General features: G+C 29.1%; 27 protein-coding genes. All 27 read right to left on the bottom strand.

Annotated features, from left to right (window positions below; all coding sequences use genetic code 11):
• Positions 1-4: 4 nt before the first annotated feature.
• On the bottom strand, positions 5-844 hold the full coding sequence (locus tag M4I21_RS05255) for a hypothetical protein (RefSeq protein ID WP_249558072.1): 840 nt from the start codon (positions 842-844) through the stop codon (positions 5-7).
• 83 nt (positions 845-927) lie between these two features.
• Positions 928-1,299: a hypothetical protein gene (locus M4I21_RS05250; RefSeq protein WP_249558071.1), complete on the bottom strand. Its 372-nt coding sequence runs from the start codon at positions 1,297-1,299 to the stop codon at positions 928-930.
• 34 nt (positions 1,300-1,333) lie between these two features.
• Positions 1,334-3,259, bottom strand: coding sequence for a hypothetical protein (locus M4I21_RS05245; RefSeq protein WP_249558070.1), 1,926 nt, complete (start codon positions 3,257-3,259; stop codon positions 1,334-1,336).
• 37 nt (positions 3,260-3,296) lie between these two features.
• The gene (locus M4I21_RS05240; protein WP_249558069.1) at positions 3,297-4,115 is read right to left on the bottom strand and encodes a hypothetical protein; all 819 of its coding nucleotides are present in this window, start codon (positions 4,113-4,115) and stop codon (positions 3,297-3,299) included.
• Between the two features lie 90 nt (positions 4,116-4,205).
• Positions 4,206-4,841 carry a hypothetical protein gene (locus M4I21_RS05235; RefSeq protein WP_249558068.1) on the bottom strand — a complete coding sequence of 212 codons (636 nt, stop codon included), beginning with the start codon at positions 4,839-4,841 and terminating at the stop codon, positions 4,206-4,208.
• Between the two features lie 190 nt (positions 4,842-5,031).
• Positions 5,032-5,601, bottom strand: coding sequence for a hypothetical protein (locus M4I21_RS05230; protein WP_249558067.1), 570 nt, complete (start codon positions 5,599-5,601; stop codon positions 5,032-5,034).
• Between the two features lie 152 nt (positions 5,602-5,753).
• Positions 5,754-6,446, bottom strand: a complete 693-nt coding sequence (locus M4I21_RS05225) for a hypothetical protein (protein ID WP_249558066.1) — start codon at positions 6,444-6,446, stop codon at positions 5,754-5,756.
• Positions 6,447-6,487: 41 nt separating this feature from the next.
• On the bottom strand, positions 6,488-6,892 hold the full coding sequence (locus tag M4I21_RS05220) for a hypothetical protein (RefSeq protein WP_249558065.1): 405 nt from the start codon (positions 6,890-6,892) through the stop codon (positions 6,488-6,490).
• A 354-nt stretch (positions 6,893-7,246) separates the two neighbouring features.
• Complete coding sequence (locus M4I21_RS05215) at positions 7,247-8,008, bottom strand: hypothetical protein (protein WP_249558064.1); 762 nt, start codon at positions 8,006-8,008, stop codon at positions 7,247-7,249.
• Positions 8,009-8,048: 40 nt separating this feature from the next.
• Positions 8,049-9,071, bottom strand: a complete 1,023-nt coding sequence (locus M4I21_RS05210) for a hypothetical protein (protein ID WP_249558063.1) — start codon at positions 9,069-9,071, stop codon at positions 8,049-8,051.
• 7 nt (positions 9,072-9,078) lie between these two features.
• On the bottom strand, positions 9,079-9,693 hold the full coding sequence (locus tag M4I21_RS05205; protein WP_249558062.1) for a hypothetical protein: 615 nt from the start codon (positions 9,691-9,693) through the stop codon (positions 9,079-9,081).
• Between the two features lie 32 nt (positions 9,694-9,725).
• A complete protein-coding gene (locus M4I21_RS05200) occupies positions 9,726-10,589 on the bottom strand; it encodes a hypothetical protein (protein WP_249558061.1) in 864 nt (287 codons plus the stop codon).
• A 182-nt stretch (positions 10,590-10,771) separates the two neighbouring features.
• Complete coding sequence (locus M4I21_RS05195; RefSeq protein WP_249558060.1) at positions 10,772-11,290, bottom strand: hypothetical protein; 519 nt, start codon at positions 11,288-11,290, stop codon at positions 10,772-10,774.
• Positions 11,291-11,453: 163 nt separating this feature from the next.
• Complete coding sequence (locus tag M4I21_RS05190; RefSeq protein WP_249558059.1) at positions 11,454-11,942, bottom strand: DUF3592 domain-containing protein; 489 nt, start codon at positions 11,940-11,942, stop codon at positions 11,454-11,456.
• Positions 11,943-12,065: 123 nt separating this feature from the next.
• On the bottom strand, positions 12,066-12,794 hold the full coding sequence (locus M4I21_RS05185; RefSeq protein WP_283771754.1) for a tRNA-uridine aminocarboxypropyltransferase: 729 nt from the start codon (positions 12,792-12,794) through the stop codon (positions 12,066-12,068).
• A 5-nt stretch (positions 12,795-12,799) separates the two neighbouring features.
• Positions 12,800-13,672, bottom strand: a complete 873-nt coding sequence (locus M4I21_RS05180; protein WP_249558057.1) for a glycerophosphodiester phosphodiesterase family protein — start codon at positions 13,670-13,672, stop codon at positions 12,800-12,802.
• Between the two features lie 199 nt (positions 13,673-13,871).
• Positions 13,872-14,471 carry a hypothetical protein gene (locus tag M4I21_RS05175; protein WP_249558056.1) on the bottom strand — a complete coding sequence of 200 codons (600 nt, stop codon included), beginning with the start codon at positions 14,469-14,471 and terminating at the stop codon, positions 13,872-13,874.
• Positions 14,472-14,940: 469 nt separating this feature from the next.
• Positions 14,941-15,603 carry a CPBP family intramembrane glutamic endopeptidase gene (locus tag M4I21_RS05170; RefSeq protein WP_249558055.1) on the bottom strand — a complete coding sequence of 221 codons (663 nt, stop codon included), beginning with the start codon at positions 15,601-15,603 and terminating at the stop codon, positions 14,941-14,943.
• Positions 15,604-15,718: 115 nt separating this feature from the next.
• Positions 15,719-16,555 (bottom strand): LytR/AlgR family response regulator transcription factor, encoded by an 837-nt coding sequence (locus M4I21_RS05165; protein WP_249558054.1) that lies wholly within the window; start codon positions 16,553-16,555, stop codon positions 15,719-15,721.
• Between the two features lie 51 nt (positions 16,556-16,606).
• Positions 16,607-17,440, bottom strand: a complete 834-nt coding sequence (locus tag M4I21_RS05160) for a VOC family protein (protein ID WP_249558053.1) — start codon at positions 17,438-17,440, stop codon at positions 16,607-16,609.
• A 79-nt stretch (positions 17,441-17,519) separates the two neighbouring features.
• The gene (locus M4I21_RS05155; RefSeq protein ID WP_249558052.1) at positions 17,520-18,110 is read right to left on the bottom strand and encodes a hypothetical protein; all 591 of its coding nucleotides are present in this window, start codon (positions 18,108-18,110) and stop codon (positions 17,520-17,522) included.
• 244 nt (positions 18,111-18,354) lie between these two features.
• The gene (locus tag M4I21_RS05150) at positions 18,355-19,227 is read right to left on the bottom strand and encodes an SH3 domain-containing protein (RefSeq protein WP_249558051.1); all 873 of its coding nucleotides are present in this window, start codon (positions 19,225-19,227) and stop codon (positions 18,355-18,357) included.
• Positions 19,228-19,436: 209 nt separating this feature from the next.
• Positions 19,437-20,513, bottom strand: a complete 1,077-nt coding sequence (locus M4I21_RS05145; protein WP_249558050.1) for a hypothetical protein — start codon at positions 20,511-20,513, stop codon at positions 19,437-19,439.
• A 215-nt stretch (positions 20,514-20,728) separates the two neighbouring features.
• Positions 20,729-21,541 (bottom strand): metallophosphoesterase, encoded by an 813-nt coding sequence (locus M4I21_RS05140; RefSeq protein ID WP_249558049.1) that lies wholly within the window; start codon positions 21,539-21,541, stop codon positions 20,729-20,731.
• Between the two features lie 310 nt (positions 21,542-21,851).
• Positions 21,852-22,319: a DUF4274 domain-containing protein gene (locus M4I21_RS05135; protein ID WP_249558048.1), complete on the bottom strand. Its 468-nt coding sequence runs from the start codon at positions 22,317-22,319 to the stop codon at positions 21,852-21,854.
• Positions 22,320-22,516: 197 nt separating this feature from the next.
• A complete protein-coding gene (locus M4I21_RS05130) occupies positions 22,517-22,990 on the bottom strand; it encodes a hypothetical protein (protein ID WP_249558047.1) in 474 nt (157 codons plus the stop codon).
• Between the two features lie 13 nt (positions 22,991-23,003).
• The gene (locus M4I21_RS05125) at positions 23,004-24,680 is read right to left on the bottom strand and encodes a hypothetical protein (protein WP_249558046.1); all 1,677 of its coding nucleotides are present in this window, start codon (positions 24,678-24,680) and stop codon (positions 23,004-23,006) included.
• Positions 24,681-25,058: the final 378 nt, after the last annotated feature.

The raw sequence follows: 25,058 nt of genomic DNA, 5'->3' as shown, positions 1-25,058 counted from the left end.
ATAATTATATATTATTTAGTTCTATTCTTGATTTTGTTTTTTGGCTAAATTGATTTCTCCATTCCTTGATATCAAAATTATTTCTTTCTTGAAAAGAAGATGTTTCCCAATACATCATTAGTGCATAATTCTGCTCTAACAACAATGCCTTATTATAATCTCCAAGCTCGTAAAGTTCTGTAAAGACAGTCTTAATTACTTGGTAATTCTTATTCTCTTTTTGTCCTCCAAAATTAAAGTCGAGTTGTTCTCTATTTCTAAGTAAAGGGTGATTTTTTAACGCTGCTACAGGGGTTAAATTCTTAAGCATTCTTACTGCATTCTGAGAAGGGAAATCTATTGCCCAATTAGAAATTATTGCGTTAATTAAACTCTTTTGAAAATCTAATTCGTTACCAATTCTCTTATATTGTGAAGCTAATTTAAACCAATTCTCGCTTAATTCCCCAAAACTTTCTGTACTTGCTCTATAAAACTCAATTGCCTTTTCGATGTTGTTTTGTTGTAAACATAAGTTCCCTTTCTCTAGGTAATTATACACCAATTTTTCATCGTCAATTTCTTCATCGCCAATTTCTTCATCGCCATAATCAAAATCGTTTACTGTGTACCATTCTAAAAATTTATCAAGAGAAGAAAAACTAGGTTTTATAATTCCTTCATCATGCATCATTTCACAAACTATAGGCTCTTCGTTTTCTTTACCAAATTCCCAGTACAAACCAAAGTAATCTCCGTTACCCAAACCTGCCTCAGAAAATTGCAAAAAACCATTTGGCGGATATACTCCAACTTGTATTTCTGTATCTATAGAAACTTCTTTTATTCTCTTAGGTAACTTCATCTTCTATTATTGACTTTCTATTAGTAAGACTATATATTTTACTCCACTAAAGTATTAATCTCTTGATAAAAAAATCTAAAATACTACTTTTTACTCTCTGCTCGTTCTTTTACAACTCCGCCTACCAGTATACCAAGCACGCCTGTAATTATATAGAATGGCAAACCTAAAAGTAGAAACAAAAGAAAATCTTCCCAACTACTTACATAGCATATTATTAAAAATAATAGCGTTGAAAAAAAAGGGTAAAAGAAAAGCTTTAATCTAGATGTATACACACCCGTAGTTGCATAATAAACAGGTATTAAACTTATAATAGCGGGTACAATAAAAATGAGTATAAAGTTCTCATTGGAAATATCAAAATTCTCCCTTAAAACTCTTAGAAGAACTCCGTAGAGTGCCGTAAAAAAAAGGCCTGAGTAACTTTGTATTTTTATCTTTTTTCTAAGCATAGTTTTAAAATTAACTACTTACTTTACACTAATTTTATTCTTCAATATTACGAAGCTGCTCCATAAAATACTTTTTTAACGTATACAAACGAGAAGTTAAATTACTATTTACCTCTTCCGTTTCTAATACATCTGTAATAACATATAAATGACGCTCTAGTTTATTTTTATCTAATTTACTATTAACCTCATCTCCAAAAATTAATTTTCTTAAAGCTGCTGCTTTGGTAGTGGTTGTGCTCTCTTTGTTATTTCTTTTTATATGCTCTAAATTTTCAATAAGATTTTCAACCATAAGATCTCCATTTTTAAAATCTTTTATGGCATACGCATTTTTTGCCATAGATGAAATCATAAAACTAATATCTGCGTAAAGGTTTTTTGGATAAAAATTTGTGAATGCATCTAATACTTCTTTACATTTTTTAATGTTTCCTTCCTCTTTGTAATGATTAATAAGGGTTTCATAAGAAGATGTATAACTTATTAAAACAGAGAGCTCAGTTTTTGAGCTATTTTTAGTGTTTTTATGATACTGAAACTCATCTACTAAAATAGCATAGGTTTTATCTGCATCTATACCTGCTAAATACCTATCATTTTCTATTTTGTTTTTAGGACTAGTTACTATTTTATATGCAAAACCAGATTTTTCTAAATAATTAGAAACTACAGGCAACTCATTAAATGTACAGTATACAGGTCTAGTTTTTATATTGGACGCTATAAGATCTAGCGCAAGTAATTCTCCCTTAACTATATAATTTGTTTTGTATGTAAGCTTTAATCTGTCTTGGTTTATAGCTATAGCTATTTTATTTGTAGACAATATAGCATTCTCTTTTGCTTTTTTATAAACCACAGATGAGTCTTTTGTATTTATTAGCTTTAGTGTACTTTTTAAATCTAAATACGTATTATCATTTTTGTTAGCATCTAAAACTATATAGGCTAAATTTTCTTTTGCATATGCATCTGGTTTTAGTGTAAACTTAATTGGTGTTGAAGCTAAAACCTTATCATCTCTTAAATGGTTTACATAACTATTTTGGTTTAATAAACTAGTATTTACAATAGCAACATCTTGGCGGTATTTTAAACTGGCTTGAACATACAACAACGGATATGTATCATTATCTCCTGTTGTAAACAAAATACCATTTGGCTCTACAGAGTTTAAGTAATTTTTAGCATAATACGTAACAAAATCTGTATACAGACCTTCTGGTAAAAAAGCTAAAGCTTCTGCCTCGTTTTGATAAATACTAAGGTTTAAATAAGTACTAACATACTCGTTATCTAGTTTATTACAAATGGTGCCTACAACAGTTGGATAATCTGGATTTTTTTGACAAAGTATGGTATAATTTTCTAATGCCTTTTCCTCATAATTAATATAGGTTTTAAGCTGCTCTTTTGTAAATTGATTTTTACCTGATTCTAAAAAATTAAATTGTTCTTTAGGGTCTGAAAATGGATAACTAGCATTTAGCAAATGACCTGCACTAGCACCATAAGCCCTACCCAATGCATAGTACTCTATATCTTTAAGATCAGATTTTTGTTCTAAAAATGCAATAACATCTTTTGTCCAACCCACATAACCATAGTAAGGCAGCACATTAAACCTTTCTTTATTATGGTATGTTAAGTGGTAATTAGCATAGGCGGCATTTAACTCTTTACCTTTAGGAAAATTTAACTTCTGGTATGTATTGTTAGAAGCACTCCAGAACAAAACTGTTTTTTTATAGTCATTAGTGTCATAATTATACTCTTGAATATAGTAACCATCTTGTTTTTTAACAAATCTAATATCATCTGTTCCCTGCTCCTTCCGTAGATCATAACTTGTAAAGAACGTAGTTACTACAGCATCAAAAGAAGGAAATTTATGTTGTGCGCTTTTGCAGTGAACACAAAAAATAATACACAATAAGAGAATGCTTTTTTTAATCATTTTGTTTTTAGTTAGATTCGTATTTAAAAGTTCTATTTTATCCATTAAACTCGTAATACTCAAATTTATATACCCAAGACTTATTAATAAGCTCTAGCGTAAAATTACCACCATAGCAATCACCTGGACTACCTTCTAGGTTACCATATAGTCTATAATTACCATCTACTTTTTTTAAGGCATAAATAGTTATTGATGACAAATACCCATAGTATGCATAACTCTCCATTTCTCCATTCTCTAGTATAGAAACTACAGTTCCTAGATTTTCAGAATAAGCGTCATGATATTTGGTAACTACTACGTTTGTATTTTGCGAAGTTTTATATGTCTTCTGAGTGAATTTTAATGTTTTTTCTGAGTTATTCTCTTCAAATAAATCTATCTTTTCTAAAGCACAAGACAATAGTTTGTTAATTTTACCTCTATTTTTAGAGCTTATATTTAAGTTAATTTCTTCTAGGTTTGGAGGTATAGAATCTATTGTTCTAGTACCAAGACCTCCTCTGGTATGTTCCCACGTTTGGTCTATTAACTCAACTTGATCTGCACAGTTGTCTTTTCTTAATTCATATATTCTATTAAAATAGACATAGCCAACTTCGTTTAAAGTCGTTTTAACTAAAGTCCATTTCTCGTTTTCTGCTTTAGGTAAAGCAAATTTAAATTCTTCGTCTTTTTTTATTTTCGAAATTATTTTACTAGATGAACTTTTGCCTTGTCTAATATTAACGTACCCATCAGCATCGTTAATTACTCCTGTTCTAATATGTGCATCATCTGGGAATTTAATATTCTGAGCTGTTACGCTAAAACCAAATAAGAATAGTAAAAGTATATATGTTATTTTTTGCATTAAATGTTAAGTTTTAGTTTTATCATTTTCATGTAGTTAAACAAATAGAACTATATCTATTTTTGTTAAAATGCTCCCTTCTGAATTTAATTATGGGCTATCTTCTTTATTATAATTGCTAGAGTTAATTATTCTATTTCTGTTTTTATGGTAAAGTACTGAACATTTATCTGCATAATCAAAATATGTATCCTCACTAAAATCCTCTAAGTTAATAGTCTTAAATTTTAGTTTAGTTTTTATTGTTGGAATTTTCACAAGCTTTTCTTCTTCCTTTTTACCCCATTCATCATAAGTAAAATCATCGTAATAATTCCAATTACCAATATAATCACCGGTTAATAGGTTAACACTAGACTCCCCACTTCCATCTTGGGTATAACCACCAAACTCGTACCTACTCATCCCTATAAGTTGTATCTTTTTAGTTCTTTTATTGTACCTAAATTGATTAGAATATCCGGCACGCATCCAATGATTTTCAAACTTAAAACCATTTTTAGAATCGCTTATACCACTCATTACATTTATTCCCTCTATTGGTATACTTTCTACTTTCTTAAAATTAATGCTAGATAGTTTACAGACAATTTTAAAATTAATTACATCCAAATATATGGTGTCCTTAATAGCATCAAAGTCAATATCTTTAGCAAATTTATGCTGCCTTTGACCATACATCCAATTAGATAATATGACTAAAGTAAATAAGATGGTCTTCTTCATTTGTTGTTTTTTATTAGACAATGTTTGGTATAAGAAACATAAGCAAGCTTATAGTCGCATTTTATATTAATACCAATAATAGCAATAGTAAACTAACAACTGAAGCAACAGTTTATATTCGTTAGGGTATACTATATATTTAAAAGGTAATCTTAAAAAAATATAAAAAAGGTAGTGCTAAGCCTAATTCTTATGCAATTTTAACCACTCTGCACTTTTGGCACAATGGGTAACTATCTAGTAAGGGTTTAATGCGCGTATGCATTTCATCAAAACTTTCACCATACAAATAAAGAGAAGTTTCTTCACCTTCCCAATAACTAGCAATATGTCCTGTTTTAAAATCGCCCAGTAAACGCTCTATTTCTTCATAAATATAATTTACATCACAGTTTTTATAAACTTCATCATCTAAATCATTACTATTTAAATACAGTCCTAATCCTTCTTGAGAGCCAAAAGGGATCCTTACAACATCTTTACTTTCATCTTCTGGGTATATAATTAACTTTGACCCAATAGGCGATAACATAGCCTCTGCTGCTTCAATAATTTTATTAATGTTCTCTTCAGAACTATCAGAAATACTTAATTCAATATCACAAGATTCTATTTCTCCGTTTGGTGCTTGCATCGTACCACCACCAGTAGTTTCGGCCTTAAAATCTAATGTTTCTAGTATTTCTTGTAATGCATCTTCCAAGTCGTGACGGTGCATTGGTTGTAATTTTGCGTTTAAGTTTAATGTTAAATTTGTCATACTATTTACTGTTATTTATCTTTAATAAAAAAATCTTCTAAAATAATTGTTTTTAGGGTTAACAATACTAGTAGTAGAAATTTAATTGCCAAAGTTGCAGTTTATATTCGTTAGCGTATATTGTATATTTAAAACAATCCTATTAGTTATTTTTAATAGCTTATTTCCCTTACTTCTAGTTTACCTGTATCATTTTTATTAAAAGAATTTTTAGACAACCTTTTAATCCAATTTCCATTTTTATCAAACGCTACATACTTGTATTTTATATTAGATATAGTGTCCTTATTTTTATTTACGGTTACTATCTTATTTATAAATTTATCAGCTGTATAATAATAAAAATGTGAATCTATTTTATCCCCGTTTACAAGAGTTACTTTAGAAAATCTATCATTTCTCTTTTTAACTCTAATAGAAAATAATAACTCGCCATTAGTAGCAAAAGATTCCTCTAAAATTAATGAATCAGACACATACTTTACTTTGCTTTTGTTGCGTAAAACATTGTCTTTGTTATAATGAAAAGATTCATAATTTTTACCTTTTGCATACTTAGTTGTTGTGCTACTAGTTCTGTTATTTTCTGCGTTTAAAGTAATAGATTTAGTATATCTTCCAATACTATCAAAACTAACAATTACGGTCTTTAATAAACTAAGTTGATCCTCTTTAATTTTTCTACTGGTAAAATCAGCCTCATATGTTTTTTGTTTTAGAGTTTTAACTAGACCTGTAAGTTCAAACCTATTCCATTCTCTTGTATCTTCTGCTTGATTTTGCTGTTTTACAAAAGAACAACTTAATGGTAAAACTAAAAGTAAGGTAATTAATAACTGTTTCATTATTTGTGTTTAATGGTATACTACTTCTTTTTAAAATGAATTTACTTTTCTCCGCAATCATTTAACTTCACATAATAATTCATTGAATTACCGTAATTCTGAATTGTTAATTCCCCTGGACTATAATAGCACTCTACACCAAGTTTGCGCTTGCCTATTTTTTTTAATTCTGCATATTTCTTTTCGGTTTCAGGATCTTCCTCTGCCAAACCAACATCAAAATAATCCTCAGCATATTCAATCTCTGATAAATTTATGTATAAACCATCCTCTCTATAAAAATTAAGTTTCCCTTTTAAGTTTCGTTCTTTAGACTTGTAGTTATAGTAATACTCTCCTTTAGACTTTGTAAACGTAATAGTTAAATTACACATATCATTATAATACTCCCCCAGTAAATCTGCTGGTAACGGAGTTACTTTTTTAGCTGCTTTTGTTATAAGCAAAGGATACTCTTTTTTGTTTTCTGCGTTTACCCACACTCCTTTTATGCCAGAATCTTCAACTTTTCCTTTTAAAATTGCTAGCGTATCGTTTTTATAATTTAGTTCGTATGCAAATAAACTATCTGCGACAACTGCACCTACTCTTTTTATAGAAAATACATTTGCTTTTTATTTAATTTCTAGAGCGGATAATTTAGATGGTTCTACTTTTTTATTAGCCTATTCTTCTTTATTGAAAGTAACTTCTGTAGCTTTAATATCTTCTGTTTTTGTTTTTTTTACCTACGCAATAGAATGAAAACATTCTAAGGGATATAAGTAGTATTTCTTTCTTTTTAATGATAAGGTAAATAATTAAGCACTTGTATTTTTTGCTGTTATTATGTTTAAAATCTTAATAATTTGCATTTTATCGTTTTCAGAGAGTAACTCTAAAAAAACTCTTTGTGTGTTTACTTTTCCATTAAAACTATTACTAAATTCTATATAAAAACCTTTATTAGTTAATTCGTCTTTTTTATAAAACTTCTTTAAGCTTTTATTATTTACCTCAATTTTAGGCAAAAGCCCTAGTAGCACTCCAAACAAAACTAAAACTCTCAATATTCCAAAATTAGAATTGGGGTATTTTAACAAAATAAACTTATTAGGGTAGATATCTGCTAGTTTACCTAATCCTATTTTTCCAAATATTATTTTTAATAAAACCGATACGATTATAGTTAGCAAAATTAACTTTGTACCACCACCAAAAAATGATTTAAAAGAAAAAGTTAATGCTATAGAACATACAATTGAAATTATAAATAACAAAGATGTACTTAAATAGTATTTCTTTCCTGATACCTGTATATTAGGAATTTCAAAAGAGTTCTTTAAGGAAACTATGTCTTCCATTGGTAAATCTTCCTCTAAAGGCGGTTCTGCTTTAGGCGTACTCCTTTTTTTTGTGATTTTAGCTTTTCCTTCTTCTATACATATATTTCTCTTTTTAAGCTCTGTTTCTAATATTGGTACAACATCTTCTCTTAATGATTCAATTTCCTTTGTTGCTATTAAAATAAGATGATCATCAGTAAACCTTTCATAGTTCTTTTTAATTTCATTTAAATCCATTTTCTCGTAGCTTTTAAAATTGTAACAGGTTTAATAAAAATTACTCTTTAAAATATTCTTTAGATATTTTATAAACATTTGCGATAAAGCGTTTTTTTCTCAAATCAGCTCCCTTATCATAAAAATTACCATAAGTCTTTATTTCTAGACTTATCTTATCTATTAGAGCTTCAAAATCTGAATAAGTTGTACACTTAGATTTTGTTAAGAAATAGCCTATATCATTGGTATAAATTATTCTAAAAAGAGATCGTATATCTGATAAGGCTTCAATATCTGGAAAATATTCTGCTACATTTTTAGACGATAAATCTGGTCGTGTACTAGCAGACTTTTTTACTAAAAATTCTATATGTTTAATAAGCTCCTCGTTCCCCTTTATCTTATTATATTTTTGAATTAATTCTTTAGAAATACTTTCATTATTAAAATTTAATTTATGCTCTACTAACTCCATACTCGGTTTAGTAGTATAGGGGCTATTTATTATTGCTCCAATTATACAGGCATTAAAATCTTTTTCTTGAATAAAAGAATAACTTAAACTACCCTGTTTTATTGGTTCTCGTATTTTAGCCTTAGATATTTCTACATCTCCTATTGCAAGAGCTAAGTTTTCTCCAATATTTAGAGCACTAAAATCTTCTAAAACTTGTGGGTCTTTAAAGAACATTGTTAATTTAGATCTATCAGAATATGCAAGAGAATTTACATCTACATACACATTCCCCGTTACACGGATATTACAACTCTCTTTTATAGGTATAGGAGACGAATTAGCTGCTCTTATTTGAGCTAAACCAGCTGTCTCTAATAAAAAATTTACCTTTTTAGGCGAAACAAAATTCTCAAATTTAATTATTAATCTATCCTCAGATATATGGACATGAGTTATTATTCTTGAATAAGATGAATAAAACTCTAATCGTTTTTTTATTTGCTGATTATTAGCATCTGGCCCTATTATAAAAGTAAATTCGGACTCGTATCTATTTTCCTTTGGTATGCTATTGTTTGATAAACAAAACACAAGAACAAAAACAAGGAGAATGCATTTTTTCATGTATGAACTACTTTAAAATTCCTATAACAATAAAAAACACGCCTAAAACAGTAACACCAAAAGAAATTGTATTACCTCCTGTTTTGTATATCAGTAAAACACCTATAAGTAACAAAACTGCACCAATAATTCTGTTTGCCGAAGATTTCTTCTCGGCTTTTTCTACTTTCTCTTTTAAACCAGGTGAAACTTCAAACATATGTTCCTGAAAAGTATTTAATAAATCTACAATGTTATCAGAACTATTTGCAGCTTTATCCTGAAACTCTTTATCACTTTTTGCTTTTTCTTTTAAAAGCACAGACAGTTCTTCTTGTAAACCTCTTTGGTTGGCTTCATTTTTAAAAACAATTAACTCTTCTTCTGTAAAGTTATCTATGTTGTAGAGAATTATATTAAACAAATCTTGTTGTGACAAATCTTTTGCTGAGTCCATTACACTACCCTTTCTTGCATTGTTATCGCTTATAGTTGTAGACAACTCATCTTGTACACCTCTTTTGTTTATCTCCTCCATAAAAGCTCTATGCTCATCTTTACATAGTTCTCTATTTAATATGCCGTCAAAAAGTACTTCTTTAGATACCTTTTTAGCAATACTTTTATAGTCCTTATAGTTCATAGTTGATTGGTTAATTTAGTAAAACCCAAAACTTATTTTACAGATGTAGAATAATACTTTCTAATTTGTGACAATTTAAAAATGCAAAAAACATAAAGAGAAAACACTCCTAAAATAATTAAAATTGCAGTACTATTTAAACTATTAGAATCATTAAAAATGTATGCAAAAAATGAAGCAAATACAATGGCATTTATATAGCCAACAGGCTCTAGATACTCTATTGTTTTTTTATCGTAAAATTTATCCTCAACAACTTTTTTTAACATCACTATATAAACGTAATATGATATTCCACTTAAAAACAATAAAATAACAATTAACTTAATTAATAAATCTTCGTATGCGCTAAAAAGCTTTTCTTTACCTGCAGATATTGCTACAATAAAAGAAGCCGCTGTTAATAACCTAGTCGTAAAATAAAGAATAAGCCATTTTTTTGGTTTATGACTAAATCTCAAATATTCATTTTTATTCATAGTACCATTCAGCAATTCATCGTAATGATGTATTAACATATCATTGGTTAATTTCATTTCATAAATACCTTCCTTATATGCACTATTATTAGCATCATTATAATCAGAAATCCATTTTGTTAAGCTATTATCATTAATTTTTAAAAAAGACTGAGCTTGCTTTTCTTTAATTTCTATAAAGTCTGGCTTTTCCTTAAAATAAAATATAGGAGTAATGTTTATAAATGAATAAGAATCATTAAAATTTAAGCAGATAATTAATGAACTGTTTTCTAAATACACACACGTTTTACCAGAATGGTCTATTTTTTTTGCTAGACTTTGATTAACCGAAAAGTGGTACTTTTTAATTACTTCTTTAAAATTTATTTTTACATCTTCAACTAATCTTTTTTTATTGTATTCTATTACCTGCATATATTTTAACATTAAATACCCAATAATTTTCTTACAATATAAAACAATTTTTGTAGTGCTTTTAGTTAGTTGAAATTTTTAGATAAAAGACACCAATAGTAAATCTAAAAATGACCATTACAACTATACCCATTAATAATAAGGGAAAACAAGTAATTTTTTCCAATGCTTTAAAATCGTTATTAAAAAGAATACTTATCAAGCGTTTCTATCCTTTCTTGCAATAAAAGTAAAAACTCTTCAATTTCGGCTTTATTAATAGTTTCATTTACTTCTTTAAATCCGGCTACAACTACTTTTTTAAACACACTATTTTGCCAGTCTACAACATAAAAATCAGCCTTAGAATACAAATTATCATTTTCTATATCTCCATTGGTAAGGTAGGTTGTGTGCGTGGTTCTTTTCTCTTTCCTTATTAAAATTGGTTTCCTATTATTTAGGTAAATCACTGTCTTATCAGATTCAGCATATTCATCAGTCTTAATACTAACTTTTTTAGTTTTTTTATTAATCGTTCCAATTACAACAGAACCCTTTTTGTTTGGGTAAAGTACTTTTAAATCCTGAAATTGAGTTTTTAATTTCGCAGAATTTGTTTTATCAACCTGTTTATTTATTTTACTCAGTATATTGCTTTGCTTAAGAGTACTACAATTAGACAGTAGAATTATAACTATTATGTAGATCGATTTTCTCAAATGCGTAGAACCAGTATTAGATAAGACAAGTATAGCATAAATTAGATGTTTATTTTTCCTACAAGATAAACTTAATTCATCTAAAAAACCAAATAATGATACTACTTTTAGGTAACCGTAATGTAGAACCCAAAAAACCAGTATTTACTGACGCCTTTTACTTTTAAAAGTTACTTATAACTATCCCTAAAACACTACAAATACCAACTATTAAAAATGTTAGTCCAACTAATACTATAAGCAATAAACCTAAAATATTAAAACTTCCTTCTTTTTCAAGCACAAACTTTTCAGGGTTTTGTCGGTCATAAAATATATCAACCTCCTTGCCTATATTCTGTTTATATGTACTTATTTTATTTAGGTCGGCAGGTAGGTAATAGTATGGTTTTTTACAAACCTTAATTCCGTTTTTAGACGTAAATTCAATAGTTGGTGCCTTAGGTCCACGAGAGCTAGATTCGTACATTATTTTCCCAACACCACGAATACCATTTCTACGTATACCCGAAAGAAAATTCCAATAGTAAAAAGTTACTATTAAAATTAAAGCGCCAACAATAATAAAACAAACAACGGGCTTGTAGTATAGAAAAAAGATAAAAGTAATAAGTAAAGGTCTTGTATATTTTTTTTTACGTAATAGTTCCATTTTTTATATACCCCTTAAAATTTGTATTTTATTACTGTTACCTAGAAGGTAAAAAACATAATGTAAATAAAAACTACATTTGCAGCTTAGTATTTGCACTAACTAACATGTACAAAAACACAACTAAGCCTCTCCTTCAAAAATAATATTGCGCTCAGTACTTTTCTTATACATATTTTTAATACTAATTTCACTATTACCAGTTAAGTCATAGTTTTTATTACTTGGATTTAGCATATAATCTAGTTGATATGCTATCATTTTTTCAAAAGGCACAAGAAAACCATCAGTATTACATTCTTCTAAACCGCCTTGTTTAAGTAAATTTAAAACGGTGTAAACAGATTCTATTGTACTAAGACAAAGAGATTCTGGCTGCTGTTTAATAATAAATTTTGATTTAATTTTGTTATCAAAACTCACTCGTTTTAGCTCTTGCAAGTTTTTACTTAGTTTTAGCATTTTACGGGCACAAGGCCACGTACCATCCAAAATAAAAATATGTGAATTACTCCCCAAAACCGAATTCATCTCAACACTTTTTCTTGTAGATAAGTTAAAACTATCTTTACCAGGATACAGTAAAAAAGAAGCGCTATTTTCTGCCGCCAGTATTTCATTTACACGCGTATTATTGGTAAAATCTACACCAACTATAATTTCAGAATTTTTAAGTTGAAGCTTAGTCATTAATCCCGTTCCGTTTTTTTCTTTTTTATACTCCTTAGGGTGCATAAGAATAACAAAACGAGTATTGGTTTGTAGAGGGGTAAGGTGTTTACAAATACAAGTGCTTGTAGGGTTCATGCATTTATAACACTGTATTCTTGGTTCTTTTATTTCTGCTTGCAAATTGCTTATCTATTTTTTTTATCTGTTACAGCTTTTTGTACCTCCAACGGTCTATCAGTGGCAAAAATATCTATTCCAAGTTTAGCCCATTCTGTATAAAGAAGATCATTTTTTGCAGCGGCTTTTTTGTCTAAGTTGCCTAGAGTACCCAACATACACATAACTCCTTTTTTATGTAATTTGTTATATAATGAAGGATCTGACAATTTTGTTCCTGTAAAGGCAACCATATTTTTCCACGGGATACCAGAATTAGCAGCTCTGTTAAACTCTTCCATATTTCTAATACTAACAGATAGTACTACCTTAGGATTTAATTTATATAGTTTTTGAGCTGTTTCCATTGAATAGGTAATAATAACCGATTGTTTTAGCGCATCGTTTTCTTCTATAAAATGCAACACCTCTTCAGGATCAACACTTCGTTTAATGTCTACTGTAAGAATAGCATTATCTTTTTTTGCCCAATCCAATACATCCTTAAACAATGGGATTTTAAAATCAACAATAGAGTCAAAATTATCTTTTAGTTTAAGTTGAGATAACATTTCCCAATTGTTTTGGTCTACCCTACCAAAGCCTGTAGATGTTCTCTCGAGCGCATCATCATGCATTAATAATAAAACTCCATCTTTGCTTTTAGCTACATCAATTTCAAACAACGCATTAGGTATGTACTTTTTAATGTACTGCATAGTTTCTAAACTATTTTCTGGATAGCCAACATAACCTTTTCCTCCACGATGGGCACTAACTAATAATTCTTGATTCTCAGAATAACTTAGGTAAGGTTCTAACGTTATCTCCTGTTTATTCTTTTCTTTACACCCAATTAAAAGAAATAAAATTAATAGAATAGGAATTACTAGTTTCTTCATATATAATTTTTTGAATAGTATTAAATTCTCTGTCTGTAACAGAATGCTTGTTTACTATTTGTTGCATATTTTAAGGTCACAATTTAGTGAAAAAATGAATAAAATCCCGAAGCGATGGAGTGAAATTCACTACGCTTCGGGATTTGTATCTAGGTTAAAACTAGCAATAAATTACAAACGTCTTAAGTTTGTAATTCTTTTAATTAAATTTTATCGTATTTGCTTTTTTTCCACGATCATAAATTATTGCAGAAATCTTTTTTTTCTTAAATTTATTTTCCGCCTTTTTGGCAAACTTCATTAAATCTTCCTCAATACTATTGTTAATTAAACCTCCAGTTATAGCAGATTTCCATTTAATTCCTGCACCAAGTGTTTTTACAAATTCATATTCTTTTACAGGTTCGCTCATTACAAAGAAGGGAATTCCATTGATTTTTTGAACTACTGCAATTCCACTATTTTCAGGTGTTTTCTCGTCCGTAAACTTTATCGCTGTCATTTGTTTTCCGTTGGTATAAACAACTGCATCAAATTTTATATTTTCATCTTTATATTGTTTCGCCAACTTCTTAATATACTTACTCACCTTTGTAGCGATACTTTCGTTTATTAGACCACCAGTAATAGCAGAACTCCATTGTATTCCTTTTCCGCCTCCTTTTACAGCTTCATATTCTCTTACTGGCTCAGCTAATAAATAAACTTCAAATCCATTTACTTTCTGCACCTTCGCTTTAATTTGAGCAACACTACTCAATGTAATAAATAAGACTAAAATTGATACTATTTTCCTCATTCTTTTAATTGTTTTTAAATCTATATTTGTTAATAATTAGCTTTTTAAATTTCTACTTTGCACAAGATCATATCAGTATGTTTCTTCAATGTCTAGTACATGCAAATAACAACTATTAGTGTTAAATTTTCTTACAATATATAAATATTTTCTGTAGTACAAATATATAAATGTGTAATTGCAACATTACAAAGCACAAATAGCATAAAAATACCCGCAACATACAGTTGCGGGTTTATGTTTTTTACTAGTAATAATCCATTACTACAAAGGTCTTGCTTTGGTAATACCTTATTCGCTTTCCTATTTTGTTCTTCCTCTTTTGTTATTCCAGAGTGTGTTTAAAGTTTCTATTATTTGTTTCTGCATACGTATAGAATTACAATTAATAGATAGCCCTGGTCATTAAAAAAGTGTTGTATATTTTATTGAGTAAATTTAAGGGGCTAAGCGTTAGTACTTGCTATAGTTACGCCAAGCCAAAGTAAATACAAATTAAAGAAATGGTATCAAAAAAACCATGTACAGCAATTACAAACCATAAATCGTACTTACGTAAGTAGAATATAAGAGCTATAAGCCCTCCGACGGCACCAGCAACAATTTGCCCAGTAATTCCTTGGTAACCATGCATAAAACCGAAAAAACAAGCTAACAAGACAATATTAAAAATAATACTGACTTTGCTTTCTCCAAAGAATTTTACAAATTGTCTCATAAAATAACCACGAAATATAATTTCTTCTCCAAACCCAGCAGTAGCCCACACCACTAATAAGGCAATTAAGCAAGCAGAAAAATTTCCTTCTAATTCTTTAAAACTTGAATAATCTATAGGAACTCCGGTGAGTTTTGTTATTCCAGGCACCAATAAAAAGACATAAAAAATAAAAAGGCCAAGTGCTACTAAAGGCGCTAGTACTAAGATATTTTTGAATGTGAATTTTTCACTTCTAAATCCTAGAGCTAAAAATGGTTTTTCTTTGTATTCTATATAAGTTGATAAGATAATTACTATAGAAACAATGATGTTTTCTATATAACTTAAATTAATTGGTCCAAACCATAAAAAGCAGATAACTGCAACGGTAATTAATGGAATTAAGGCTTGTCTTAAGGTAATCTTGTTCATTATTTTTGATTTTAAATTCTAAACGAATTACTGAACAAAAACGCTGAAACTCCTTTTAATTAGGTATGTTATTACTGAATGGTCGTAAATTAGTAACTGAATAGTCGGTGGTTTTTTATTGAAACCAATTCATAAACTCCTTTCGCTTGTACCTACTGATATTAATTTCTGTAATAGCATCATTATCGATTGAAGATTTTAATCGAATACGTAATTTACCATTTTCAATTTTTTCTAATTCCTCTACTGCATCTTTGTGAACAATAATTTGCCTGTTTGCCCTATAGAACAATTGACTGTTTATTTTTTCTTCAAGTTCATTCAATACAAAATCGGTACTCATAGTTGTACCGTCATTTTTAACAGCAAATACAATTTTGTTTTCACTATAAAAGCAAGCAATATTCTCATAAGCTAGCTTTGTGGTTTTTGCGCCACTTTCTACAGTTACAACAGCATCTTTTATAGATAACGTATATAAACTATATACGTCTTGGGCATATGACAACCCTATAAGAATAAAGCTTAACAGCAAGGTGATTAGCAAACCAATTAACAGATAATAGAACTCAATATTTTCACCTGCAACAATGCTCAAAATAAAATTTACAGGGATATACATGATAGTAATATATCCTAGAGTTGAAGCCAAAAACCACAAAATAGTTGCCATTTCAACTTTTTTAGAGAAATGCTTCTTCTTGTAATGCAGAAAATTAACTTCGGTTATAACGCCAATAAGTATACATAAAACAATAGATGCTAAAAAGCCTTCAATGGGGAATCTATAAGAATCACTATCAGGAAAACTATCGCGAGCCGCTAAATGGTTTATGACCAAAGAAAAAATAATTAATATCATTATTTTCTGAAGCCAACGCCAGGCAGCGCTATTAATAAATGTATGCCATACTTTTTTTATGGTATTCTTTTTTTGTTGTGTGATACTCATAAATTAGAAACTCTTTTTGTAAGGCAATGTTTGCAATAGCATACTTTTAGATCACAAATATATAATCAATGGTAATTCTGGTCTTAAATCGAACGACTTTTTTTGAATATCATTATCAAAATGAACTTCCATTACATGTTCTTTTCCACTTTTAACAGTCAAATTTTCAATTCCGTTTACGGCTTTAATTGTTTCTGTATTTAAATTTAGATTGCTAGACGTAATTATAATTTTGCTAACCTTTTGGGCGCCGTTTGGATGCTTATAAAATTCCCTCGCAAAGGCGTACTCATCAGGAATATTTATTAAGTCAGCTAAAGTTTGGAATGTGTCCGATTCTATTTCGGGATAAATAACGAATATTGAAGGTTCTTCTATGTGCTTCTTAGAGTTTTTAGCTGAGTATATACTAGAATTTTCATCCATCCATTCTTGATGGTATCTAACCTTTTCGAAAGGGATTTTTTCGATATTATAGTCCTTGACTTTAAGGGCTATACTAAAAGGTGAAGCTCCATTTTTTTTAAAGTTTGCTCTTTTTGTAAAATCTAAATCTTTATTCTTTTCATTATTTTCTTCTAATTCTTTCTGGTCATACACAAAAATTAACTCGAGGTAAACATTTAAAAAATTGAAATATCTCCCTGCTGTTCCCTGTCCTTTATGAATTTGCGAAAGTGAATCGGGAACAGAAGTAAATCCAATTTGGATTAATCGTTCTTTTGCTTTCGTTGGATTCTCTACCCAAAAATTAAAATGGTCTAGCTGTAAATCTGTAGAAATATTTTCTATTATTTTAGTTGAGTTTTTATCAGTTTTTTCATCTTTACAAGACAATACACTAAATATCAAAACTAAAATTAAAATGTAGTTGAATCTGTTCATTTTAAATGTGTGGTACCGGTTAATACGTAAAAATAGAAGAAAAGCATAAACTTTGCTACTTGCGTTTAATTGCTATGTTTTATACACCGCGATCTAGCACATCTTTTTTAGTACTTTGTATAAAAATTATACTAAAACCAATTAGAGTTAAAGCATATCCAAAAATTAGTCGAAAAGGTAATGGAATTATATGCCATAAAATAAGGTTAGCCACTAAAATAATAACGATACCTACTTTACCTTTTTTAAGATAATTAAGACTTAAAATTAATAATCCAAGATTAAATATTTTAGAGCTAGGCCCTATAGTCATAAAGGTTTTCCAAATTGATGGAACTTGCGAAATATGTTTAGTAAATTCATTACGAGTTTCTTGGTTTGGAAAGCTCCACCAAATAAAGTCTAATACACACATTCCTATAATACAAGTAATCCCAATTAAGGTTAAAGGAATTCCAATTAGGCTATAGATCTTTTTAGGAAAAAAAACGACTTGAGGAATTAACAAAACAACACCTACTAACAAAAACCAATGTGCAAAATCAATAGGTTCTTGAGCATACACATAATCATTTCCTTTGGATAAAATAATTTGCCCCGTAAGAAATAAAGCTACTCCTATCAAAAAAAGTATTCTGTATACTACTGCTGGCATTTTTTCATTTTTCATTTCTAGTTGATAGGTTTTGTAATGTTTTTTGTGTTGCCAACGTTTAGGCTATGGTTAGTGCGGAAATTAAAAGTAGTAAACTTTCAATTAAGCACTTAGCCATCCCGAGGCTTCGGGATTTATTTTGTTTTATCTTTTTTTGTTCTAAAGCCAACTCAAAAGATTTGGCGGACTTGGTAAAAAGTAATAAACTTTGGAGTTAACACAAAAGCCCTATTTTTTTTTATACATTGTTGGCAGTAGTTTATCTTTTTAGAATTAATTCTTTATTAGAGTAAATATAGTTGACTCCTTTGCTTTTAATTAAAATATCTTCGGAGCCTGGCTCTAATAGAATGTTTCCTGAGTTAAATGAAAATATTATTTCATCATCAACTTCTTGAATTTCTATTATATCAATTAAACATTTTTCGTCATTATCACTATCGACATCTAACAACCCTATATATGATATTTCACCATTTTCATAAATAAAAGCTTCTCCTCCAAAACAATATTCATAGGCTAATTGGCAAACTATTACAATTTTATTTGTTCGGTTATTTTTATAAAAATGAGGTTCAAATAAATATACATCTCCAGCTCCAAAAGATTTGAATAAGATTTCATTTTTATTATTTAGAAGTATAAGTCTATCTCCCCAATCTTTTTCTGAATCAGGTTCAATTATTTTTCCATTTTTAGGCTTATAATTCCCAGTAACTATTTTCTGAGAATCTAACTTGTATACATTTTCTGCATCAAAATGTTTTAAGGTTATATCTGATATTGTATCAGGTTTAAATTCATAATATTTTTTTCTTTTTTTTAAGGTTTTAGAAGTCAGAAATCCGTTAAAGACATAACCATCTATTTTTTTATTTGAATGCACATCATTCCCACTTATATGATACCATTCTCCTTTTATAATAGTTCCATTGTCAATAATTTCGTCAGAACGATGTGTGTTTTGATAATAAATTATTTTTTCAGCATAGGAAAGTTTTCCGACCTGTTTATATGTTTTATTTGGCCCACTTCTTACGATTAGACCATTTTTAGCAGACACGTATAAAGTCTCTTGACCAAGAAGAAAGTTGAAATTTAAAAATACTATTATAATTAGTAGTTGTTTCATAATTACTGCCAACGTTTAGTATATGAAAAGTAGGGCAATAAATAAGCACTATCGTTTCGGTTTATTACTTAGCTAAATATAAATATTTTGCTTTTAATTTTTTCTTCTATAAACGCCAAATTTTATATTTAGCGGACTTCATTAATACTCACAGACCTTTCGGTTTAGCACAAACGGCCTATGTTTTTTTATAAACTGTTGGCAACTGGCTATCTGTAATCATAGAAATAATTTCCTTCTCTAGTAACATAACCATTTCTTTTTTTACCGCTAGTGTCTTTTTTTTCAAATCTTGCTAGATTGTACTTAAATGATTCTAATTTTAAATAAGAGGTTGATGTCATATTATAATATCCATATAGTTCATTTCTCATAACCTTTATTGGATTATTTTTTAAATCAATAGTGTCAAAATATTCTATTCCATATTTTTCACTCCAAATACCAAAATAGGTTTTAAAATTTATAATAACAATATCTTGTTTTATAATGTTTTCATCGTAAGTGAATTCACGTTTTTTATTTAAAAAGTAGATGTCTTTTACTTTTGTTTTACTTATTGAATCAATTGCTGTATAATTATTAAAATTATAGTTTGTAAAGCCAACAGCCTTTTTAATTACAAAATAATTGTTTTTTTCTTCGATTTTAAGACCATAAGTTGTAACGTTTCCACAAACTTCATAACATTTAATTTTAATGTCTGGTGCATTTTTTAGTTTGTTTAATCCTGCATCATAATATTCAATTTCAGTTCTATTATTTAGAACTTGAAAGCTATTTCCTATTTGGGAAATATATTGAATGTTTTGTAATAGTATCTCTCCGTTTTTATCACTAACAGTCAGTCTATTCCGTTCTTTATTTACTACGTATTCATTTCCGCACATATAAAGATTCCAATTATATTTTACAGGAACTGATTTTTCATATGCATCAATAATTTTAGTATTTATTTTTCTAGGTAATTTAATATAAGTTTTAGCTTTCATATATAACTCATCTTCATTCCAAAAAAAATCACCATCCACATATGAAATCATATCAATAGAAGAAGAACTAATTAATTTGTTTTCTAGTTCATCATACAAATGTACTTTACCCCTTACATCTCCAAAACTTGAGAAGGGGAAATTAAAATATTTAGCTTTAGATGCATAGATGCTGTATTGACCATCAGGACTATGATGCCTGTAATATTCTCCTTCTGTGATATTACTAAGCCAATATAGAGTGATGATAAAGCAGACAAAGATTCCTAATATGATTTTATAGATGAGTTTCATTTTTTAGCTTGTTGCTAACGGTTAGCATAAGAAACATAGGGCAGTTAAAAAGTACTTTCGTTTCGGTTTATTACTTAGCTAAATATAAATATTTTGCTTTTATTTTTTCTCTTAAAGGCCAAATTTTATATTTAGCGGACTTTGTAAATAAACACAAAACTTTGGAGTTAGCACAAAAGCCCTATTTTTTATATACATTGTTGCCAGTAGTTTTTTTATATTTCCATTTCTACCATTTCTGCTCTTGCTCCAAATCGGATGGGTAAAATACTTGTTCCAATTCCTTTTGATATATACATTTTCGGTTCAGATTCTCTATACCAACCTTTTAAATATTTTCCACTTCCTTGAGGTTTAAAAGGAACTATTCCTAAAAATGTAATTTGCCCTCCGTGAGTATGACCAGAAAGAACTAAATTAATATTTACACTTTCTTTTTCTCTCGTAATTGTATCTCTATATTCTGGACAATGCGATAAAACAATATTCGTTTCAGTATGTTTTAGGTTCTCAACTGCTTTTCCAAAATTAGCATTTCCACCAACTAAATCGTCAATTCCAATTATTGATATTTCACGATTTTTAATTGAAATAGTTCTATTTTCGTTTATTAATAATTCACAATTATTTTTAGAATAAGTGTTTTTAAGTTTTGTTAAATCTACTTTCCCCCAATATTCCCAATTTCCTGTAATCGCATATTTTTTTATAGAATTATCTATCAATTGTAAAAATTCATTCAGCGAATCTATTTTTTCAGTTTTGTCAACCGAATCTCCAGTTATAAATATTAAGTCAGGTTTAATTGAATTTATTTTATTAGCAATGGACTTATGAAAATATCTTAGTTTGTCAAAATGTAAATCCGAAATTTGAATTATTTTTATTTTGTCTTTTTTCGATTTTGAGATATCAAAGTAATTCCAGTCAATGACATATTTCTCAAACCAAAGTGAATCTAAAAGAATTAATCCAATTGATGCTAAAATTCCTCTTTTAATAAATTTTCTTCTGTTTAGTTTTGTCATTTTTTAAATTACTGGCAACTAGTTAGTAACCGCAATTAATTGCGTTTATTTAACCATATTGGAGATATAAGCGCAATAATCACATTTTCCTACAATATAAAAATATTTTCTGTAGTGCAATTACAGAAATGTGTAATTGAGTAAAAAAAGAGTATAAATAGCATAGAAAAACCCGTAACATACAGTTACGGGTTTTAGTATATTTTTAGTAGCAGTCCATTAAAATACGGCCTTTGTTTTGGTAGTAACTCAGCGGCTTTTTTACCACAGTACTTTGTTCTTCTTAGTGCTTTCCGTAAAGTTTGTCTCTTCACAAACCAAATCCAAACGGTTTTTTCCCATGTACACAACTTTTCAATTCGGCCGGAATCTCCCAAATATCAAATTTAGTTGGCCAGTCCGTTTTATAACCTTCTTCGGCCGGGATAAACTTAAATCGACTTTTAGCGAAATCATTTTCCTTGAATCTTTTTAATATGCTTTGAAGTAAACTCCACACCCCTTTTTCATATTCATCGATAGTTTCAGCCGTAAAATCATAATAATAATCCGGCTCAGTACTCCAGAAAATCTTACAAGCAGTTCCTTTGTCACATTTTGGACTGTCTATAATCCATTGCATAACAATTGGTCCATCGTCCCAGTTGTAGATGTCCGCCAAATAATACTGCTCAGCCGCATTTAAAGACTTGAACTTCTCAAAATCCGGAATGGTTTCTTTATCATTATCAACATCGTCATTAAAGGAAAACTCAAAAAAGTTTTTCTTAATCAACATTATTTTATGTGGACGAACTATCACTTATTTATTGGATTATTTTATTTTCAGAATTAAATACAACGTTTATGTATAAGAATAGTTGCTGGTTTGTATGCGAGGATTTCCCAAAGGAAAATCAGACGTTACAAATACGCTCAAATCTTTCGATTTAACTCTTATTAGCTATGTTTTACACATCATATTTACAAAAGTCTTTAGTCACAATTACCATTACAATCAATTGCGTTATTATAATCTTGTTCAATAAATACATATCTATAATTTTCATTATTTTCAATAATATATACTTCATCTGAGAAAAGATTTTTACTTATTCCTTCTAATGTTGTATTGTCTCCATCCCAAATAATTTTGCTTTTTCGCGTATTATTAAAAACAATAATTAACGAGTCTGCACCCTGAAAAGCGCCTGATGCTTCTGCTGGAGCAAAAGAATCTTCGATTACACTTTGGGAAAAAACAGCTCCTGTATCATTCAATACATTTTGATTTTCAAAATCAAAAATTTGAACACCTAATTTATAAAACCTTAATTCTATTTTGTGTTCTGTTCCATTTTCTAAAATATAGTTTCTAGTAAATTTATTATCATTATTTCTATCACAACTAACTATTAAAATTAGCATGCTAATTATTAAGCTTAGTTTAAAGTAATTTCTTGTATTCATTTTTAATAAATTTTTAATACCAATTAGCAAAAAGTTCATCTATCTGATTATTATCTGTATTGGATGAGTTTATATTTTTTACTCTATCTCTAAATTGATTCCAAGACCTAGATCCACGTAAAGCTCTTTCTATTTGCCCAATTGTATAGCCAGAAACTCTATCGGTTGGTCGACCATTTCCTCTTGTAATTCTTTGGTTGTCATTATCCATTAAATCAATAATAATCGAAGTATAGATTAAATCATTTGCTTTACTTGTAAATCCCTCAATTTTTCTGTCTTGATAATTAAAAAGATTAGAAGGATATGTAGGATAATTAAAGCTAGGATTGCTTAGGTAAGTTCTATACCTGTGAGTAGTGAATACCCATTCTACACCAGTTGGCCAACTTTCGATAACAGCTTCAGTGGAATTATTTATGGAAGGGTATAGTACTGGTATTTTATAAGCATCTTTTACCAGTTGCCTAAAAGCACTTCTATCCATATCCCAATGTGCTGTATGAGCTAATTCATGAATTGTTGTGCCATACACATTATCAGAAGGTTCATTCCAATCACGGATATAAATAGTAGGGAAAATACCAAATGTTCGGGCATAAGATGCCGCATGACTAGTTTTATCATGTTGTCTTTGAGTTTGACTAGCTGAAATTTTTGCTTGAGGTTTTAACAAACTATTTCTTGGAGGGCTACTTAAACCAAATATATTTCTATAATAATAGTCATATGCTGCTTGATGAATTAGCGCATAATATTGTTGCCTGTCCAATACTGTATTAGACGTATTTGCTCCTCCTATATTCACATCCCAGTCACCTCTTCTTTTTGGTCCATCAAATTTTGCTTGTCCAAAAGTTCCAGATCTTATGCTATAATGATATCTTTCCCATTTAATGCTATAATTTGCATCTCTCCTAAAACGACCATTACATGAATATCGACCCTGTGTGTTTGTAGTTCCTTTGTGAGTTGTAAACCATCTTCTAGCTCTCACTTCAATACCAACAACAGGAGAATATCTTCTCAGAACATTATCATAAACATTAATAGTACCAGCGGGCCTCCATTTACTTCTTCTTGCTGAAAGAAAATTTTCACTTTGGGATTTAAAATCTTTTAAGTTATTTGTAATATGTAAAGCCTCCGTAACAAGGTCATCTATAATTTGAAACTTAATTGTCTTTGCATTAGTATCATCTAGTTCATCACTATCTTCATCTGGAATAAAAAGTTCAGCTAGTATTTCATTTTCGATATCACTTGGAAGCTTTTTACCCAACTCAACTGAACAATATTGGTATGTTGGTTGGTTGGTGGTTACTTCTGAGTCATGATAAAAGTCTCCTGTTTGTTCTATTTCATAATCCAAAGGATAATCATAAAGAACAAGCGTTGAGTCCTTTTTTAAAATAGATAATTCTGCTTCATTTTTAGGTTTAAATTTTATGTACAGATGTGTAGTGGTAATTTCAAATTCATTAGTTCTACTTTTAAAACTAACATTAGATTTTCTTAAATTGTCTAATGCTTTACTCATATTTTCAATAGAATAGGGATTTTCTAGTTGTTTCCCTAATTTCATCATTCCCTGTGATTGGATTTGGGTTGTGTTTACCTCATTTAAAGGTAAAATCTCATAATCTTTTTGACAAGCATACAATAATACCCCTATCAGGGTCAGTGTCAAAAACCGAAAGCTTTGTTTTCTCATAATTTTTGATTTAAATGATTAATCATCGTTTTACATTTTTAATAACCAGTTAGTAAACCCAAATCATTACATTTAAATAACTCAACATAGATAAATAATTGCGTTTGGCCATTGTTAGTGTTTAATTTCCTACAATATAGAGATATTTTCTGTAGTGAAATTACGAAAATGTGAAATTGGGTTAGAAAAGAGTATAAATAGCATAAAAAAAAAAACCGTAACATACAGTTACGGGTTTTAGTTTGTTTTTAGTAGCAGTTCATTAAAATACGGCCTTTGTTTTGGTAGTAACTCAGCGGCTTTTTTAGGCGGTTTTTACTTATTTTTCACCACAGTTCTTTGTTAGAGTCAATA

The organism is Cellulophaga sp. 20_2_10 (assembly GCF_023476645.1).
Lineage (GTDB): Bacteria > Bacteroidota > Bacteroidia > Flavobacteriales > Flavobacteriaceae > Cellulophaga.
Note: the sequence above shows the minus strand (reverse complement) of the source record. Positions and strands in the feature narration are given on the sequence as shown.

Excerpts from the sequence above, each read along its gene's own strand:
- M4I21_RS05255 (WP_249558072.1), bottom strand. The coding sequence starts at position 844 with ATGAAGTTACCTAAGAGAATAAAAGAAGTTTCTATAGATACAGAAATA.
- M4I21_RS05250 (WP_249558071.1), bottom strand. The coding sequence starts at position 1,299 with ATGCTTAGAAAAAAGATAAAAATACAAAGTTACTCAGGCCTTTTTTTT.
- M4I21_RS05245 (WP_249558070.1), bottom strand. The coding sequence starts at position 3,259 with ATGATTAAAAAAAGCATTCTCTTATTGTGTATTATTTTTTGTGTTCAC.
- M4I21_RS05240 (WP_249558069.1), bottom strand. The coding sequence starts at position 4,115 with ATGCAAAAAATAACATATATACTTTTACTATTCTTATTTGGTTTTAGC.
- M4I21_RS05235 (WP_249558068.1), bottom strand. The coding sequence starts at position 4,841 with ATGAAGAAGACCATCTTATTTACTTTAGTCATATTATCTAATTGGATG.
- M4I21_RS05230 (WP_249558067.1), bottom strand. The coding sequence starts at position 5,601 with ATGACAAATTTAACATTAAACTTAAACGCAAAATTACAACCAATGCAC.
- M4I21_RS05225 (WP_249558066.1), bottom strand. The coding sequence starts at position 6,446 with ATGAAACAGTTATTAATTACCTTACTTTTAGTTTTACCATTAAGTTGT.
- M4I21_RS05215 (WP_249558064.1), bottom strand. The coding sequence starts at position 8,008 with ATGGATTTAAATGAAATTAAAAAGAACTATGAAAGGTTTACTGATGAT.
- M4I21_RS05210 (WP_249558063.1), bottom strand. The coding sequence starts at position 9,071 with ATGAAAAAATGCATTCTCCTTGTTTTTGTTCTTGTGTTTTGTTTATCA.
- M4I21_RS05205 (WP_249558062.1), bottom strand. The coding sequence starts at position 9,693 with ATGAACTATAAGGACTATAAAAGTATTGCTAAAAAGGTATCTAAAGAA.
- M4I21_RS05200 (WP_249558061.1), bottom strand. The coding sequence starts at position 10,589 with ATGCAGGTAATAGAATACAATAAAAAAAGATTAGTTGAAGATGTAAAA.
- M4I21_RS05190 (WP_249558059.1), bottom strand. The coding sequence starts at position 11,942 with ATGGAACTATTACGTAAAAAAAAATATACAAGACCTTTACTTATTACT.
- M4I21_RS05180 (WP_249558057.1), bottom strand. The coding sequence starts at position 13,672 with ATGAAGAAACTAGTAATTCCTATTCTATTAATTTTATTTCTTTTAATT.
- M4I21_RS05175 (WP_249558056.1), bottom strand. The coding sequence starts at position 14,471 with ATGAGGAAAATAGTATCAATTTTAGTCTTATTTATTACATTGAGTAGT.
- M4I21_RS05170 (WP_249558055.1), bottom strand. The coding sequence starts at position 15,603 with ATGAACAAGATTACCTTAAGACAAGCCTTAATTCCATTAATTACCGTT.
- M4I21_RS05165 (WP_249558054.1), bottom strand. The coding sequence starts at position 16,555 with ATGAGTATCACACAACAAAAAAAGAATACCATAAAAAAAGTATGGCAT.
- M4I21_RS05160 (WP_249558053.1), bottom strand. The coding sequence starts at position 17,440 with ATGAACAGATTCAACTACATTTTAATTTTAGTTTTGATATTTAGTGTA.
- M4I21_RS05155 (WP_249558052.1), bottom strand. The coding sequence starts at position 18,110 with ATGAAAAATGAAAAAATGCCAGCAGTAGTATACAGAATACTTTTTTTG.
- M4I21_RS05150 (WP_249558051.1), bottom strand. The coding sequence starts at position 19,227 with ATGAAACAACTACTAATTATAATAGTATTTTTAAATTTCAACTTTCTT.
- M4I21_RS05145 (WP_249558050.1), bottom strand. The coding sequence starts at position 20,513 with ATGAAACTCATCTATAAAATCATATTAGGAATCTTTGTCTGCTTTATC.
- M4I21_RS05140 (WP_249558049.1), bottom strand. The coding sequence starts at position 21,541 with ATGACAAAACTAAACAGAAGAAAATTTATTAAAAGAGGAATTTTAGCA.
- M4I21_RS05135 (WP_249558048.1), bottom strand. The coding sequence starts at position 22,319 with ATGTTGATTAAGAAAAACTTTTTTGAGTTTTCCTTTAATGACGATGTT.
- M4I21_RS05130 (WP_249558047.1), bottom strand. The coding sequence starts at position 22,990 with ATGAATACAAGAAATTACTTTAAACTAAGCTTAATAATTAGCATGCTA.